At 65.1% G+C, this 15,970-nt stretch carries 12 protein-coding genes and 1 pseudogene; 6 read left to right on the top strand and 7 right to left on the bottom strand.

From position 1 onward, the window contains the following. The first annotated feature begins 130 nt into the window (after positions 1-130). Both C8C99_RS03760 and C8C99_RS03755 read left to right on the top strand, forming a co-directional pair. Positions 131-1,333, top strand: coding sequence for an ammonium transporter (locus tag C8C99_RS03760; RefSeq protein WP_108624996.1), 1,203 nt, complete (start codon positions 131-133; stop codon positions 1,331-1,333). Positions 1,334-1,463: 130 nt separating this feature from the next. After that, positions 1,464-3,410, top strand: a complete 1,947-nt coding sequence (locus C8C99_RS03755; RefSeq protein ID WP_108624995.1) for a phospholipase D family protein — start codon at positions 1,464-1,466, stop codon at positions 3,408-3,410. A 5-nt stretch (positions 3,411-3,415) separates the two neighbouring features. Here C8C99_RS03755 and C8C99_RS03750 read toward each other — a convergent pair whose 3' ends face one another. Continuing rightward, positions 3,416-4,393, bottom strand: a complete 978-nt coding sequence (locus C8C99_RS03750) for a tRNA-dihydrouridine synthase (protein WP_108624994.1) — start codon at positions 4,391-4,393, stop codon at positions 3,416-3,418. A gap of 259 nt (positions 4,394-4,652) precedes the next feature. Between C8C99_RS03750 and C8C99_RS03745 the strand changes: the two genes are divergently transcribed. Continuing rightward, the gene (locus C8C99_RS03745) at positions 4,653-5,186 is read left to right on the top strand and encodes a hypothetical protein (protein ID WP_108624993.1); all 534 of its coding nucleotides are present in this window, start codon (positions 4,653-4,655) and stop codon (positions 5,184-5,186) included. Positions 5,187-5,201: 15 nt separating this feature from the next. On the opposite strand, the gene C8C99_RS03740 is transcribed toward C8C99_RS03745, so the two are convergent. The 3 genes from C8C99_RS03740 to C8C99_RS03730 all read right to left on the bottom strand — a co-directional run bounded on the left by C8C99_RS03740 (position 5,202) and on the right by C8C99_RS03730 (position 7,762). After that, positions 5,202-6,374: a class I SAM-dependent methyltransferase gene (locus C8C99_RS03740; RefSeq protein WP_108624992.1), complete on the bottom strand. Its 1,173-nt coding sequence runs from the start codon at positions 6,372-6,374 to the stop codon at positions 5,202-5,204. Between the two features lie 69 nt (positions 6,375-6,443). After that, positions 6,444-6,965 (bottom strand): GNAT family N-acetyltransferase, encoded by a 522-nt coding sequence (locus C8C99_RS03735; protein WP_056642754.1) that lies wholly within the window; start codon positions 6,963-6,965, stop codon positions 6,444-6,446. Positions 6,966-7,153: 188 nt separating this feature from the next. Then, positions 7,154-7,762, bottom strand: coding sequence for a hypothetical protein (locus C8C99_RS03730; protein ID WP_108627028.1), 609 nt, complete (start codon positions 7,760-7,762; stop codon positions 7,154-7,156). A 163-nt stretch (positions 7,763-7,925) separates the two neighbouring features. Between C8C99_RS03730 and C8C99_RS03725 the strand changes: the two genes are divergently transcribed. Beyond that, complete coding sequence (locus C8C99_RS03725; RefSeq protein ID WP_056642730.1) at positions 7,926-8,561, top strand: response regulator transcription factor; 636 nt, start codon at positions 7,926-7,928, stop codon at positions 8,559-8,561. After that, a complete protein-coding gene (locus C8C99_RS03720; RefSeq protein WP_108624991.1) occupies positions 8,548-10,449 on the top strand; it encodes a hybrid sensor histidine kinase/response regulator in 1,902 nt (633 codons plus the stop codon). Before C8C99_RS03725 ends, C8C99_RS03720 begins: the two co-directional genes overlap by 14 nt. Here C8C99_RS03720 and C8C99_RS03715 read toward each other — a convergent pair. From C8C99_RS03715 to clpB, 3 genes are all read right to left on the bottom strand, one after another. Continuing rightward, positions 10,421-11,860, bottom strand: coding sequence for a coniferyl aldehyde dehydrogenase (locus tag C8C99_RS03715; RefSeq protein ID WP_108624990.1), 1,440 nt, complete (start codon positions 11,858-11,860; stop codon positions 10,421-10,423). The genes C8C99_RS03720 and C8C99_RS03715 overlap by 29 nt on opposite strands. A gap of 128 nt (positions 11,861-11,988) precedes the next feature. Beyond that, on the bottom strand, positions 11,989-12,339 hold the full coding sequence (locus tag C8C99_RS03710) for a hypothetical protein (RefSeq protein ID WP_056642721.1): 351 nt from the start codon (positions 12,337-12,339) through the stop codon (positions 11,989-11,991). A 75-nt stretch (positions 12,340-12,414) separates the two neighbouring features. Further along, positions 12,415-15,021 (bottom strand): ATP-dependent chaperone ClpB, encoded by a 2,607-nt coding sequence (gene clpB, locus C8C99_RS03705; RefSeq protein ID WP_056642719.1) that lies wholly within the window; start codon positions 15,019-15,021, stop codon positions 12,415-12,417. A gap of 209 nt (positions 15,022-15,230) precedes the next feature. On the opposite strand from clpB, the pseudogene C8C99_RS03700 reads away from it, so the two are divergent. Next, a pseudogene (locus tag C8C99_RS03700) lies at positions 15,231-15,920 on the top strand (hypothetical protein). Positions 15,921-15,970: the final 50 nt, after the last annotated feature.

Below are 15,970 nucleotides of genomic sequence, written 5' to 3'. Positions count from 1 at the left end.
CGCGCAGAGCCCCAATTCGGTGCAAAGTGCTGCACCAACTCTTGGCGCGCTTCTTGCTTCAACTTGGTGCAAATCTGTGGCGTCCGACGAAAACGCACCAGAGTCGATCAATCACTATCGCGAGGACGTTATGGAAGCACTCAAACAGGGCACGGATGCCTTGTTCATCTTGCTCGGGGCGATCATGGTGTTGGCCATGCACGCCGGGTTTGCGTTTTTGGAACTGGGTACGGTCCGCAAAAAGAACCAGGTAAATGCGCTGGTCAAGATCCTGGTGGACTTCTCGGTGTCCACCGTGGTTTATTTTGTGGTGGGCTACACCGTGGCCTACGGCACGCATTTTTTCATCGGCGCAGAGTCGCTGGTGCAGCAAAGCGGCTATGCGCTGGTCAAGTTCTTCTTTTTGCTCACCTTTGCGGCGGCCATTCCGGCCATCGTGTCGGGCGGCATTGCAGAGCGCGCCAAGTTCTGGCCTCAACTGCTGGCAACGGCGGTCATCGTGGGCTTTGTGTACCCGTTTTTTGAGGGCATTGCATGGAACCAGCATTTTGGCGTGCAGGGCTGGATCAAGGCCATCACGGGTGAGGAGTTTCACGACTTTGCCGGCTCGGTGGTGGTGCACGCCATGGGCGGCTGGATTGCACTGCCGGCGGTGATCTTGCTGGGCTCGCGCGCCAACCGCTACCGCAAGGATGGCGCGATCTCGGCCCACCCGCCGTCCAACATTCCGTTCCTGGCACTGGGCGCCTGGGTGCTGGTGGTGGGCTGGTTTGGCTTCAATGTGATGAGCGCGCAAACCGTGGACAAGCTCTCAGGCCTGGTGGCAGTGAACTCGCTGATGGCCATGGTAGGCGGCACGCTGGCCGCCCTGGTGCTGGGCAAGAACGACCCCGGCTTTGTGCACAACGGCCCGCTGGCGGGTCTGGTGGCCGTGTGTGCGGGCTCGGACCTCATGCACCCGCTGGGTGCGCTGGTGGTCGGCGCGGTGGCCGGGGCCATTTTTGTGCTGATGTTCACCCTGACCCAGAACAAATGGAAGATCGACGATGTGCTGGGCGTGTGGCCGCTGCACGGGCTGTGCGGTACCTGGGGCGGCTTGGCTGCCGGCCTGTTTGGCAGCAAGGCATTGGGCGGGCTGGGCGGGGTCAGCCTGTCGGCACAACTCATCGGCACAGGCCTGGGCGTGGTGTGGGCCCTTTTCGGCGGCGTGGTGGTGTACGGCATCCTCAAGCAGACGGTGGGCATCCGACTGACGCAGGAAGAAGAGTTTGACGGCGCCGACCTGAGCATCCACAAGATCAGTGCCACGCCAGACCGCGAAGTGAGCTGGTAGCAGCCCACCCCTGCGACGGCTTTACCCCGAGACGGGGCCCCTGGCCGTCGCCTTGGCGCCCTGTCCGACAGCGCATCGACCGGCGTGCGGCTATACCTGAGCCCAGCGGCTCCACGGTCACAATCGCGCCATGTTGTCTTTGCCTTCCCCGTCCTCCACCCTGCCCCAGCGGGCCCGCCCCGGCTGGCTGGGTATGGTCATGGTGGTGGTCGCCATGGCCCTTGCGGGCTGCGCGGGCCTGCCCAAGGATGTAGATCGCCCGGTGTCGACAGCCTGGGTGACCCCCGCCGATACCCCGCTGGGCCAGCTAGTGGCTGCCCGCAGGACCGCCGAGGGGGCGCGGCACGCTTCGGGGTTTGCACTGCTCAGCGGCCCGCAAGCCGCCTACAGCAGCCGCCTGGCCCTGGTGGACGCGGCCCAGAAAACCCTGGACCTGCAGTACTACGCCATCCATGCAGACGCCAGCAGCGAGCGCTTGCTGCTCAGCGTGGTGGCTGCCGCCCAGCGCGGCGTGCGTGTGCGCGTGCTGCTGGACGACTTCCACAGCACGGGACGCGACGCGCAGGTGATGCGGCTGGCCTTTGTACCCAACATCGAGATGCGCATGTTCAACCCCGTCACGGGAGCCAGGGGGTCACCCATCGGCCGCATGCTGGGCCTGCTGGGCGACTTCTCGCGCGTGCAGCAGCGCATGCACAACAAGCTCTTCATTGCCGACAACGCCATGGCCGTGACCGGGGGGCGCAACCTGGGCGATGCCTATTTTGGCAACGCCGATTCGGGCAATTTCGTGGACCTGGATGTGCTGGCCGCAGGCCCCATCGTGCGGGACCTGTCCCGCAGCTTTGACAGCTACTGGAACAACGAGCGCGCCTATCCCGTGCAGTCGCTCATCACCCAAAGCGAGCTCGACCACCTGCGCGACAGCATTCGTGCGGCTGACGAAGGCCGAAGACGTCGCGTCGCAGGCCAGGGCGGCACCACGGCCCCTGACCGCCAGCCGCCCCCTGTGGACCCGGGCACCAGCGCTGCGCAGCGCGCACGCATCTGGAACTACGAGCCCATGGACCTGGAGCGCACGCCCTTCGTGTGGGCCGCAGCGGCGGTGCTGGTGGACCAGCCGGCCAAGATACCGGCCGAAGGCGTCGGTGCGGGCAACGGGGCTTCCCCCGCCCCCGGTGCAACGCTGCCGCCGCCAGGCCCGGGCGCCGTTGGTGCCGCAACAGGCACCAGCAATGGCCCCAAGGCCGCTGCCGCCGCCCTGGTCTCGGGCTCGCGCACAGCACCGGTGGCAAGCCGCGCGGCGGCATCCACAGCCCCCCCCGTGGCCGTCAGCCCCCCCGCCCCTTCTTTAGCCAGCGCGTCCCCGGACAACCCCCGCACAGGCCCCGAAGCCACCGAAGCGCAGACCGATACCGTGGTGGACGGGCTGCTGCAGCTCATGGGCCAGGCGCGGCGCGACCTGCTCATCATCTCGCCCTACTTTGTGCCCGGGCCGGACATGGAAGCCGCCTTTGCCGCCGCGCGGGCACGTGGCGTGCGGGTGCGGGTGCTGACCAACTCGCTGGCCTCCAACGACGCGCCCATTGCCCACGCCGGCTACGCACGCCACCGGCCGCAGCTGCTAGCCATGGGGGTTGAGCTGTACGAGATGCACAGCGAACTGCCCGGCGTGCTGCGGGGAGCTCTGGGCGTGTCGGGCAGCATGGGCAACCACAGCGCGGGTGTTGTGGGTTCGCAAGGCGGCTCGCGCGCCATGCTGCACTCCAAGCTGCTGATCGTGGACGGCCGGCTGCTCGCGGTGGGATCGATGAACCTGGACATGCGTTCGCAACGGCAGAACACCGAAGTGGCGCTGCTGATTCGCAGCACGGAGCTGTCGCGCCGCGCCACCACGCAGATTGAGACGGCGCTGAAAGAAGCCGCCTGGCAGGTGCAGACCACCGACCAGGGACTGCGCTGGCGCGCCCCCGAGGGCAGCGGACTGTCTGATGCCACGACCGAGCCCGACGCCAGTGCCCCGCTGCGGCTGATGCTGCAGCTGCTGGGCCCTTTGGCACCGGACCACCTGCTGTAGCCCGCTTAAGCCCCTTGGGCGCAGTCAGCCCGGGCCTGCAGTTCTGCCACCCACACGGTGATGGCCCGCTGGTCCGTCATGGTGCGTACATGCTGGTAGGCCACTTCCGCCTCGGCAAACCGGCGGCGCAGCAGGTTGAGCCATTGCTTGAGGCGCCCTGCGCGCTGACGCGGCTCCAGGTCGTCACACACCAGCTGCCAAAAGGCGGCCAGGTGTGGCACCAGATCGGCCCACACCACGGTGTCCGAGTCCGGACGCCCAGCATCGGCAGCCCGAATGGCGCGTGCCAGGCCGGGGTCCGCCACGATGCCGCGCCCGAGCATCAGTGCGTCGCAGCCTGACACCTCGCGGCAGCGCCGGGCGTCGGCCACCGTCCAGATCTCGCCGTTGGCCACCACCGGAATCGAGACCGCCATGCGGATGGAGGGAATGTGCTCCCAGTACGCCGGTGGGCGGTAGCCGTCGGCCTTGGTGCGCGCGTGCACCACCAGTTCAGCCGCGCCGCCCGCCTGCATGGCCTGGGCACATTCACGCATCAGCCCCGTATCGTTGAAGCCCAGGCGCATCTTGGCCGACACCGGCAGGTGCGCGGGCACGGCGCGGCGCACGGCGGCCACCACGGCCGCGATGCGCTCTGGCTCCTGCAGCAGCGCCGCGCCGCCGCCGTGTCGGTTGACCACCTTGGCCGGGCAGCCGAAGTTCAGATCGATCCCCTCCGGGCCCAGCGCGGCCAGCCTTGCAGCGTTCTCGGCCATGCATACCGGGTCCGACCCGAGCAGTTGCGCCCGCACCGGCACGCCCGCCAGCGTACGGCTACCGTGCTGCAACTCGGGCACATAACGCAGGAACACCTTGTCGGGCAGCAGGGTGCCGGTGATGCGGATGAACTCCGACACGCAACGGTCCACGCCGCCCACGCGGGTCAGCACGTCGCGCAGCACAAAATCAAGAAGCCCCTCCATCGGGGCGAGCAGCAAGGTCATCACAGAGGGACTGATGGCGCGATGCGCACCCTCCCCAAGAGGGCCAGCACAGGCACGCAGCAGCAAAAATCAAACAAAACCTGAACCAAGTGCTAGTGCAACATACCCCAGCAGCTATCAAATAAGGAGCATACAGACAGGTACGCCGTGCCAGCGCGGGTACCGAACCAACCCACGATTGTGCGGCAAGGGGTCATCACGGCGTCACGCCCGGCTGGTGCAATCTCCGATCCAGAGACCGACCACCCCGGAGATCCCCATGCTGCTGCAGAAAACCGAAAAAGCCCGCCTGGAACTCTCGCCAGGTGTGCGCACCCTGAGTCTGCGCGAGCGCTCGCTGCTCCTGCTGGTCGACGGCAAGCCGTTGTCAGACCTGCAGGCCATGTACAACGGCATTGGCGCGCAGATTGTCGAGAACCTGATGCGCCAGGGCTACCTGACCGGACCGGCAGACCTGCCGCCCGCGCCAGAGCCCGCCGCGCCCTCCATCGAACGCCCGGCACCCGGCGAGTCCCTGCGGTCGCTGGCCGGTGCCCGCATGTACCTGTTCGACACCTGCGAGCGCCTGTTTGCGCGCCGTGACCCGGTGCTGGCGCAACACTTTCGCGAAGCACTGCGCGCCGCCAAGGACCGTTCCAGCATGTTGGATGTGGGCGACGCCATGTTCGAGGAAGTGGCGCTCGCTGCAGGTGCAGAACGTGCCGCCAGCCTGCGCGAGCGGCTGGATCAGCTGCTGCCCGCAAGCCCGGTCACCGAAGCCTTTGTCGCGACGCAGCCCGCGCTGCTGGAGTGAGCAGATCGGCTCGGTTCAGGCTGCGGCCAGCCGCCACAGGGACGTGACCTCGGCCGAGCGCGCCGCATGCAGCGCGTCCTGCGCGTCGGCGGCCTTGGCATGCACCGGTTTCACATCGTTGCGGCCGCGTACCACCAGGCCCGCCTCGGCGATCCAGGCCAGCAGCTGCTCGCGCGGGCGCAGGCCCAGGTGCTCAGCCAGGTCCGAGAGAATCAACCAGCCCTCGCCGCCGGGCTCCAGGTGTGCAGACAACCCCGCCAGAAAGCCCTTGAGCATGCGGCTGCCTTCGTCGTACACGGCGTGTTCGATGGGAGAGTTGGCCCGCGCAGGCACCCAGGGCGGGTTGCATACCACCAGCGGCGCACGGCCCGATGGAAACAGGTCTGCTTGCAGCAGCTCCACGCGGTCCAGCAGCTGAAGGCGCTGCAGGTTCTCACGCGCACAGGCCAGTGCGCGTGGATCCTGGTCGGTGGCCACCACACGTTGCACGCCCCGGCGCGCCAGCACGGCAGACAACACCCCAGTGCCCACACCGATGTCAAACGCCAGGGCCTTGCCGGGCAGCGGGGCCGCTGCCACCAGGCCCACATATTCGCCACGCACGGGCGAGAACACACCGTAGTGAGGGTGAATGCGGTTAAGCGGCGGGGCACCGAGCGCAGGGATTTCGACCCCCTTCTTGCGCCACTCGTGCGCGCCCACCAGCCCCAGCAGCTCACGCAGCGTGGCCACTGAGCGCTCGCCGGTCGCTGGCCCCCAGGCCTCGGTGCAGGCCTGGCGCCAATGGGGCGCACGGCGCAGCGCGATGCTGTAGTCACCCTCCAGAGGAATCAGCACCGACGCCAGCACCCGCGCACGCTGCGCTTGCGCCTGCCGGTGCAGATGGAAGGCCTCGGCCGCCGTGGCGGTCGCCAGCTTTTGAGACGCCTTCGCAGCCGCCTTGCGTGGCTTCTTGTCGACCCGGCGCATCAGCGCCTGCAGCAGATGCCGCGCGTTCTGAAAATCGCCCTGCCACAACAACCCCGTACCCTCGCAGGCCATGCGGTAGGCCGTGTCAGCAGCCAGCGTGTCGTCAGCCGTCTCCACCCGGCGCGGCGCAGAGGCGCCACTCTCGGAGCGCCACAGGGCTTGCTGAGCTTGGCCCTGGTGGGTCCAGTGGATCGTGGGAGGAGTCGTTGGTATCAGCATCTGACAGTGCTGCGCACAGCCCGTGGGGTTGGAAAGGGGCGCAGCGATGCAGCGGGGTATCGCGGCACTTTATGCGTTGATGGGGCGCTTCAGCCGCACTTCTTCAATCTTCACACCACCGATCACCGCCGTCTTGGCGGTGGACAGCTCGCGCTTGAAGCCAGCCAGCTCATGAAAGCGCAGCGCGCGTTCGTTGCGCAGCGGCACCCAGGCGGTGACGTTGGTGCAGCCTTCTTCGTGCAGGCCGTCACGTGCGGCGTCCCACAGCGCCAGGCCAACGCCTTGGTTCCAGTGGGTGGGGGCAGCGTAGATGGCCCAGATTTCACCGGTGGTGGGCCGGGACTTTTCATCGCGTGAGCGGTCGTAGCCGACAAAGCCGACGATCTTCTCGCCATCGACCGCCACCTGGACCTGGGGCTCGCAATATTCAATGGCCTCGCGCCAGTAGGCCTGGCGCTTTTCGACCGACATGGATTTCAACTGCTCGTCTGGCACCAGCCCTTTGTAAGCCTCTTGGGCAGAGACAGTGTGGATCTGGGCAATGGCTTTGGCATCGCGAAGCGTAGCGGGACGAACCTGGATACTTGACATGAAAAAACCGAACGAAAACGGGGAATGAAAAAACAAAAGGACCGGCATTGTCGCCGCAAACGGTTTTTCCACCCTGACAGACGGTTAGCGCGGTCCCGTGGACCACGCCTTCCGGCCCCGCTTTTCACCCCAGTCGGGGTCCCTGCACCCGCTGAGGTGCAAGCAGCCCGCCAGCCACTCGCACCTTCTCAGGCCATCACCATGGCACCCGACAGCCCGCTGCCCGCCGCCGATACTGCGGCCGCAGCAGCGGCGCGCTGCACCATCGCGCGCTTGTTGCGCGGGCGCGGCACGTGCACGGCAGGCGGTGCACCGTTGATGGCCGCAAGGCTGAGCACCAACGTGACGGTGCGCGAACCGCCATCGCGGTCTTCGCTGGCATACGCACGGTAGCTGCCGCTGCCCTGTCCATGGCTCCTTTGCACGGTATGAAAAGCCACCCGTGCACCGGTCACCCGGTGCCCACCAAAGGGCAGCACCCGCAGTCGTGCATCGCGATCCAGTGCCAGGCCCATGTTGCCGGGCCGGTTGATGAGATCGGTGCGGATGGCCCGCCAGGTCTGCCCTTCATCGGCCGAGAACTGCCAGGTGCCGGCCTGAGCGTCCAGGTGCTCGATCACCACCCCCGCAGCAGCGAGCAGGTCGGGGCAATGCTCCTGAACGATGTGCGCCACGGCATTGCCTCCCAGGCCCGAGGCCGCGTGGCCTGCGCCAGGGGTGGCCGCCGGTCTTCGTTCGCTGTGATGCAAGCCTGCTTCGGTGGTGCTGACGCCACGGGTGTGTGCATTGATCGTCATGGAGAACCCTTGAAAACGGAATGTGGTTACGAAGGTTTGCGCATTGGTGCGCACCCAAGGTGCTTTTCAATGCTTGACGGAAAGTCTAGAAAGTGCACATCCGTGCGTCCATCGCACAAATGGACTAGCCCGCAACACCCGGTTGTGCGCAATACTTGCCTGTATGACTGCCCGTCTTTTGCTTGTGGATGACCACACCTTGTTCCGCACAGGGCTGCGCCTGATCGTGCAGGACCACCCCAGCGTGGGCAGCATTGCCGAGGCCGGCTCGATTGCCGATGCCTGCGCGCTGCAGCAGGCCGACACCGATCTGGTGCTGCTGGACATCCAGCTGCCCGGGATGAGTGGCCTGGACGGCCTGCGGCTGCTGCGGCAGGCCTGCCCGCGGGCGCGCATCGTGCTGGTGTCGGCCAGCGTTGCGCCCGATGCCATTCACGAAGCGCGCGCGCGAGGCGCTGACGGCTTTTTGCCCAAGTCCGCCAGTGCAGAGGACATTCTTGAGGCCATCAGCTGCGCTTTGTCGGGCCGGCCCTGTTTTCCGATCAACAGCGGCAACAGCGCCACGGTGCGTGGGCCCGACACGCCGTCGCTCACGGCGCGCCAGCTGGATGTGTTGTCGCTGCTGTGCACAGGCCGCCCCAACAAGGTGATTGCCCGCGACCTGGGGCTGAGCGAGAACACGGTGCGTGTGCATGTGGCCGCCATCTTTGCGCAGCTGGGCGTGAACAGCCGCAGCGCCGCGCTGCTGGCGGCCCAGCGCCTGGGCCTGTCCACCCCGCAGCTCCATGACCCCCTCTGAGACCAGTCCGCTGCCCCTCGAACCGGTGATTCCGCCCACGCGCTGGGGCTGGCCGGTGTGGGAGCGCGACGAGGTGCTGCGCGAACAAGTGGCCCTGCTGCGGCAGAACTTTCCGATGACGTTGCTGGCATCGCTGGCCACGGCCCTGGGCACCCTGTGGGTCATGGCCCGCGTGGCAGACACGCAGGCCATCACGGTGTGGCTGGTGTCACACACGCTGGTGGTGGCCGGGGTGTACCTCACGCTGCGCAGCATTGCCCCTTTTGTAGACCCCGCACCGCGCGCAGCGCGCAAGCTCATCGGCTGCATGGCTGCCATGGGCCTGAGCTGGGGCAGCCTGGGTTATGTGGTGTTGTACTGGGGCACGTCCGACAGCGTCATCTATGCCATCGGCATCATCAGCACAGTGTCTTCGGGGGCGCTGGGGCTGGGCGCACCGCTGTACCGGGCCTACGTGACCTACCTCACCAGCGCCATCGGAGGCGTGATGCTGTCCGTGGCGCTGGCGGGCGGGCCTGTGATGTGGCCCGCCTTGTTCCTGACCGGCGTGTACTACGCGCTGACCTGCCTGCAGGCACGCACGGCCGACCGGGCCACGCGGCGCAGCATCGCCCTCAAGTTGGAAAACGAGCGCCTGGTCAGCCAGCTGCGGGCCGAGTCGCAGCGGGCACTTGCGGCGCAAGAGGCCGCCGAGCAGGCCGACCGCGACAAATCACGCTTTCTGGCAGCCGCCAGCCATGACCTGCGCCAGCCCCTGCATGCCATGGGCCTGTTTCTGGAATCGCTGCATCGCAGCCCGCTCAACGAGCATCAGCGCACCGTATTGAAGCACGCACATGCCGCATCAGGCGCCGCGGCTGAAATGCTCACCACCCTGCTCGACTACTCCCGGCTGGAGGCCGGCGTGGTCAAGGTGCGGCCCGGCGCCTTCGCGGTGCAGCCCCTGCTCACGGCCCTGGAGCAGGAGTTTGGCGCACAGGCGGACACAGCCGGGCTGGTGTACCGCACCCGCGAGACCTCCGCCGCCGCGTTTGCCGACCGCTCGCTGGTAGGCCTGGTGATGCACAACTTCATCTCCAACGCACTGCGCTACACCGCCAAAGGCGGTGTGCTGATTGCCTGCCGCACGCGCGGCAAGCGGCTGGCGCTGGAAGTGTGGGACACCGGTGCAGGCATCCCCGAGCACCAGTGGGAAGACATCTTCAAAGAATTTCATCAGCTCGGCAATCCGGAGCGTGACCGCCGTAAAGGACTGGGCCTGGGCCTGGCCATCGTGCAGCGTCTCGCGCGTGAAATGCGCACCTCCGTGGAGTTGCGCTCGCAACCGGGCAGGGGCTCGGTCTTCAGGCTGTGGCTGGACCGGTGGCAGGGCGCGCTGGAAGACGATGTCATAGTGCCCCAGGACGCCCGCAGTCTGCGCGGCCTGAAGGTGCTGGCCATCGACGATGACGAAGCCGTGCGCCTGGGCATGCAGTCACTGCTGCAAAGCTGGGGCTGCCTGTGCATGACGGCAGAGTCCAGCGCGGATGCCCTGGAAGCGCTGGACGATGTGACGCCCGACATCATCATCACAGACTTCCGCCTGCGCCATGAAGAGACCGGCAAGCAGGTGCTGCAGGCGCTGCGCGCCTACCTGGGCGCCAACGTGCCCGCAATCATCATGACGGGTGACACTTCGCCCCAGCGACTGCGCGACGCGCAGTCCACCTCGGCGCTACTGCTGCACAAGCCGGTATCCACCGGCCAGTTGCGCGATGCAATGGTGCAGCTCATCACCCAGCCGCCCCTTCCCACCATCGGGGCCGACGACGAGCACGATGATGACGTTCAGGAGGGGCCCGCAGAGGCTCCGCGCAGCACTACAACCAGCGCCTCAGCAGCCCCATGACCTGGTCGAACTTGGCACCATAGGGCGGGTAGAACAGCGAGCCCATCGCCCAGAGCGACTGAACCAGCACCGACTTTTGGTGGCAAAAGCGCAAAAAGCCCTGCTCGCCGTGGTAGGCGCCCCAGCCGCTATCACCCACTCCCCCAAACGGCAGGTTGTCGTGCGCGATGTGCATCAGCGTGTCGTTCACCGTCACGCCGCCACTGACGGTGCGGCGCAGCACATCGTCGCGCACGGCCTCGCTCTGGCCGAACCAGTACAACGCGAGCGGGCGAGGCCCGGCATTGATGTGGGCAATGGCGTCGTCCAACAGCTCATAGGAGATCACCGGCAGGATGGGACCAAAAATCTCCTCCTGCATGAGCTGCATCTGGGAAGTGGCACCAAACACCAGCGTGGGCAGCATCTGGCGGCTCGCACCGTCACCCAGCGTACCCACCGTGGGGGCCACCTGCTTGCCGTCCGTGGGGTCGACGGTATGCACCTCGGCCCCTTGCGTTTGCGCCTGCTGCAGCATGGTGCGCAGGCGGGCATGGTGGCGGGGAGTGATGATGGAGGCGTAGTCGGCGTTGCCCTCAATGGTGGGGAACAGGCGCGCCACCGCGGCCCGGTAGGCCTGCGCGAACTCGCCCTCACGACCGCGCGGCAGCAGCACGTAGTCGGGAGCGATGCAGGTCTGCCCAGCGTTGATCAGCTTGCCGTGCGCGATCTTGAGCGCCGCATCCTGCATGTCGCAATGGCCGTCAATGATGCAGGGCGACTTGCCGCCCAGCTCGAGCGTGGTCGGTGTCAGGTTCTGCGCTGCCGCCTGGGCCACCTTGCGGCCCACGGCGGTGGAGCCGGTGAACACCAAGTGGTCGAACGGCAATGAGGCAAATAGGGCTGACAGGTTGGCGTCGCCCTGAACCACACAGAATTCATCGGGAGAGAAGAACTGCGCCACCAACAACGCCAGTTGGGCCGAGGTGTGCGGCGTCAGCTCGCTGGGCTTGAGCATCACGCGGTTACCCGCCGCCAGCGCGGTGATGGCTGGCGCCAGGGCCAGTTGCACAGGGTAGTTCCAAGGGGCAATCACCCCCACCACTCCCATGGGCTGGCGCTGGATGAAGGCATGGGCCGGCTGCAGATAAATCGGCGTATGCACCTTTCGCGGCTTCATCCACTTTGCCAAGTGGCGCAGCGTGTGCGAAAGCAGGGTGCGCAGTACAAAGAAGTCGGCCACCTCGGTCAGGCGGGGTGAACGCATGCCAAAGTCCGCCTGCACGGCAGCCGCCAGCACAGAACCATTCTCATCCAGCATCTTGCGAAGACGCAGCAGCCGCTCACGGCGCACCAGCAGAGGCACATCCACATGCGCGCGACTGGCCTGGAATTGAAGATCGAAATGAGCGTGGATGTCGGCGGGTGTCATGGTCGGATGATAGAAGACACCCCGATGGGCGCGTCCAAAAAAAGGCTGACCAGCCCAGGTTGGAATCCGCTGGCGAACAACCCGTGCGTGTGTGGGCGGACTATGGCGCAGGGACTGTCATCGACACATCACCGGACTTCACGCGCTTCCACATCGGTGACCTGGGCCGCCCCCGGCAGAACGCCCCCACGGCGCGATGTAGAGGCGTCTCCTGCAGCGTCGACAGGCGCTTCGCCACGTCGCGCGGAGGACCAACGCTCAGTAGAACGAAAAACGGTATTGACGCCCTTGCGAGGGTCCACGCGCATCACCCACGGCGTCACCGGCCGCCCCGTGAGGCGCGCCCAGCCTGCACGCAGCGCCCACACCAGTGCCAGCAACACGGCCGCAACCAGCAGGCTGGCAAAGAGCACCAGCCCCATGGCGATGACCACGACCCGCAGCAACAGGCGCACAACGCCCGCAACAAATTCATCCAAACGACACCTCTCCTTCACATCTTCAGGAAGGGGATTGCAGCGCTACCCCTCGCCACCCCCCTTCCCGAGCCCGAATCACTCTTGCGCAGCGACACCAAACTGGAACACACCCGGTTCCAGCACAGGGTTCACGGTCACCGGAATCACACTCTTGGGCGGGAAGCGCCCTTCCAGCAACAGCTTGGACAGCGGGTTCTCGATGCGCTGCTGGATCGCGCGCTTGAGCGGCCGTGCACCAAACACCGGGTCAAACCCCACCTTGGCCAATTCTGCCAAGGCGGCGTCGGACACCTGCAATTCCAAATCCATCTTGGCCAACCGGGATTGCAACAACTGCAGCTGGATCTTGGCAATCGAGGCAATGTGCTGCGCATCGAGCGCGTGGAACACTACCGTCTCGTCAATGCGGTTGAGGAACTCCGGCCGGAAGTGGTTCTTGAGCTCGCCCCACACCGCTTCCTTGATGTCGTCCGTGTCTTGCCCCACCATGGCCTGGATCAGGTGGGAGCCGATGTTGCTCGTCATCACGATCACCGTGTTCTTGAAGTCCACGGTGCGGCCCTGGCCATCGGTCAGGCGGCCATCGTCGAGCACTTGCAGCAACACGTTGAACACATCGGGGTGGGCCTTTTCCACCTCGTCGAGCAGCAGCACGCTGTAGGGCTTGCGGCGCACGGCCTCGGTCAAGTAGCCGCCCTCTTCATACCCTACGTACCCGGGCGGTGCCCCGATCAGGCGGGCCACGGAGTGCTTCTCCATGAACTCGCTCATGTCGATGCGGATCAAGTGGTCCTCGCTGTCGAACAGAAAGCCCGCCAGCGCCTTGCACAGCTCGGTCTTGCCCACGCCGGTGGGGCCGAGGAACAGGAACGAGCCGGTGGGGCGGTTCGGGTCCGACAGGCCCGAACGCGAGCGGCGGATGGCATTGGCCACGGCGGCAATCGCCTCTTGCTGACCCACCACACGCTCGTGCAGTTTGGCCTCCATCTGCAAGAGCTTGTCTTTCTCACCCTGCATCATCTTGGCCACAGGTATGCCCGTGGCGCGGCTCACCACCTCGGCGATCTCTTCGGCGCCCACTTGCGTGCGCAGCAGGCGGCGCGTGGCGGGCGCACCATCCTTGCCGGCCTCTTGTGCCTGCGCTTCTTTCAGTTGTTTTTCCAGGTCGGGCAGCTTGCCGTATTGCAGCTCGGCCACCTTGTTGAAGTCGCCCTTGCGGGTGAATTCTTCGATCTGGAACTTGAGCTTGTCGATGGCTTCGCGCACATGGGCGCTGCCTTGTGCCTGGGCCTTTTCGGACTGCCAGATCTCGTCGTAGTCGGCAATTTCCTTTTGCAGCTTGGCGATCTCTTCTTCGATGAGCGCAAAGCGTTTTTGCGAGGACTCGTCCTTCTCGCGGCGCACGGCCTCGCGCTCGATCTGCAGCTGGATCAGGCGACGGTCAAGCTTATCCATCACCTCGGGCTTGGAGTCCATCTCGATCTTGATCTTGGACGCCGCCTCGTCGATCAAATCAATCGCCTTGTCGGGCAAGAAACGATCCGTGATGTAGCGGTTGGACAGCTCCGCCGCAGCCACGATGGCCGGGTCGGTGATGTCCACACCATGGTGCACTTCGTACTTTTCTTGCAAGCCACGCAAGATGGCAATCGTCGCCTCCACGCTGGGCTCTCCCACGAGGATCTTCTGGAAGCGCCGCTCCAGCGCGGCGTCCTTTTCGATGTACTTGCGGTATTCGTCGAGCGTGGTCGCGCCCACGCAGTGCAGTTCGCCACGCGCCAGGGCAGGCTTGAGCATGTTGCCCGCATCCATCGCCCCCTCGCCCTTGCCTGCGCCCACCATGGTGTGCAGCTCGTCAATGAAGACAATGGTCTGGCCCTCGTCTTTGGCCAACTCGTTGAGTACGCTTTTCAGTCGCTCTTCAAATTCGCCCCGGAACTTGGCGCCCGCCAGCAACGCAGCCATGTCGAGCGACAGCACGCGCTTGCCCTTGAGCGACTCGGGCACCTCGCCCGCGACGATGCGCTGGGCCAGGCCTTCGACGATGGCGGTTTTTCCCACGCCCGGCTCGCCGATCAGCACCGGGTTGTTCTTGGTGCGACGCTGCAGCACCTGGATGGCGCGGCGGATCTCGTCGTCGCGGCCGATCACGGGGTCGAGCTTGCCCATGCGTGCCCGTTCGGTGAGATCCAGGCAGTATTTGGCCAGCGCGCCGCGCTGGCCCTCTGCCTCGGCACTGTCCATTTTCTGACCGCCACGCACAGCCTCAATCGCGGCCTCCAGGCTCTTGCGCGTGAGGCCATTGTCCTTGGCAACTTTGGCGGCATCGCCCTTGCTGTCGATCAGGGCGAGCAAGAAAAGCTCGCTGGCGATGAACTGATCGCCGCGCTTGATGGCCTCCTTTTCGGTGGCCTGCAGGACACGGCCCAGCTCAGGGCCTCCTTGAACCTGATCGTTGCCCTGCACCTGCGGCAGGCGCTTGACAGCCGCCTCAGCACCAGCCAACAGGCCCGGCACATTGGCGCCCGCCCGCTGCAACAGCGCCTTGGGGCCGTCGTCCTGCTGCAACATGGCCTGGAGCACGTGCACAGGCTCAATGTAGGCGTGATCATTTCCCAGCGCGATGCTCTGGGCATCGCTCAAGGCTTCTTGAAATTTGGTGGTGAATTTGTCGAGACGCATGGTCTAAGTCCTCCGAATTGCACTGAACTTGAGGCGGGACGCACCAAATTTCAAGATAGTGACTACGAAGGGAAATTGACCTGTGTCGTTGATTAGTTGCCGCATCCCAGACGATTGCATCGACTCCAAACACTATGACCTCTTCATGGTCCGAGCAGTTTTGCAACAGTTAATAGAGTCTTGTTAATCGAACCGGGGATGAAGCCACGCTGATTGCCCCACATAAGAACGCCCGCGCGAACCCGGCTAGTGCGTGCCGAGATTCCTGCCAGCAACGAGACCACAGGTGTCCTGGCCCAGCACTTTCACGCATTACCGAGCAGACTGCCTTTAATCGGAAAAGGCGCGAGCCATCAGGGGACCGCTCGCACACGACGCATCGCCTACAGATCGTCAGCGACAGGGCCATGTGTTGGGTGCTCGTATAACTCAAGTCCTACAAGATGGCCGCCAGTAAACAAGCCTTACCCAGAACACTGCACAGGGCCTATCCGATCAGGATCACCAAACTGCGGACCCAAAACAGCTGAGAGTTCATAGATCACCTGTTTGCCAGCGGGGAACTCGAGCCTGCGACAACGATGAGTTCGATGGGCTGCACAAGAAGTTTGGCATCGAGCACCGGCTGGCCCAGACCGGCATCCTGAGAACCAATGACATGGTGGGGCGCTTCAAAGCGTGAATAGCGGAGGTTTTGAATACCCACCGATTCAACCCGCTCCAAAGATATGGAGCTGACCTTTCTGAATCTTGTGGCCGTGTACCACTATCAGTTGCCGCAGTCAGCGCTGTGCAGCAAGACGACTATGCCAAGCATGAAAGAGTTGCTTCATAAACACCCAGAGCCATTCCACACGCGGCCTCACGATCGCACGAAAACTGCAATTAATTGCAAATAATAATCAACAGGGGAGAAATCATCAATTTCACAACCACATTAACCGACAGG

It is taken from the genome of Acidovorax sp. 107 (assembly GCF_003058055.1).
GTDB lineage: Bacteria > Pseudomonadota > Gammaproteobacteria > Burkholderiales > Burkholderiaceae_C > Acidovorax.
Note: the sequence above shows the minus strand (reverse complement) of the source record. Positions and strands in the feature narration are given on the sequence as shown.

Coding starts and splice junctions, on each gene's coding strand:
- C8C99_RS03760 (WP_108624996.1), top strand. CDS start 131: ATGGAAGCACTCAAACAGGGCACGGATGCCTTGTTCATCTTGCTCGGG.
- C8C99_RS03755 (WP_108624995.1), top strand. CDS start 1,464: ATGTTGTCTTTGCCTTCCCCGTCCTCCACCCTGCCCCAGCGGGCCCGC.
- C8C99_RS03750 (WP_108624994.1), bottom strand. CDS start 4,393: ATGACCTTGCTGCTCGCCCCGATGGAGGGGCTTCTTGATTTTGTGCTG.
- C8C99_RS03745 (WP_108624993.1), top strand. CDS start 4,653: ATGCTGCTGCAGAAAACCGAAAAAGCCCGCCTGGAACTCTCGCCAGGT.
- C8C99_RS03740 (WP_108624992.1), bottom strand. CDS start 6,374: ATGCTGATACCAACGACTCCTCCCACGATCCACTGGACCCACCAGGGC.
- C8C99_RS03735 (WP_056642754.1), bottom strand. CDS start 6,965: ATGTCAAGTATCCAGGTTCGTCCCGCTACGCTTCGCGATGCCAAAGCC.
- C8C99_RS03730 (WP_108627028.1), bottom strand. CDS start 7,762: ATGACGATCAATGCACACACCCGTGGCGTCAGCACCACCGAAGCAGGC.
- C8C99_RS03725 (WP_056642730.1), top strand. CDS start 7,926: ATGACTGCCCGTCTTTTGCTTGTGGATGACCACACCTTGTTCCGCACA.
- C8C99_RS03720 (WP_108624991.1), top strand. CDS start 8,548: ATGACCCCCTCTGAGACCAGTCCGCTGCCCCTCGAACCGGTGATTCCG.
- C8C99_RS03715 (WP_108624990.1), bottom strand. CDS start 11,860: ATGACACCCGCCGACATCCACGCTCATTTCGATCTTCAATTCCAGGCC.
- clpB (WP_056642719.1), bottom strand. CDS start 15,021: ATGCGTCTCGACAAATTCACCACCAAATTTCAAGAAGCCTTGAGCGAT.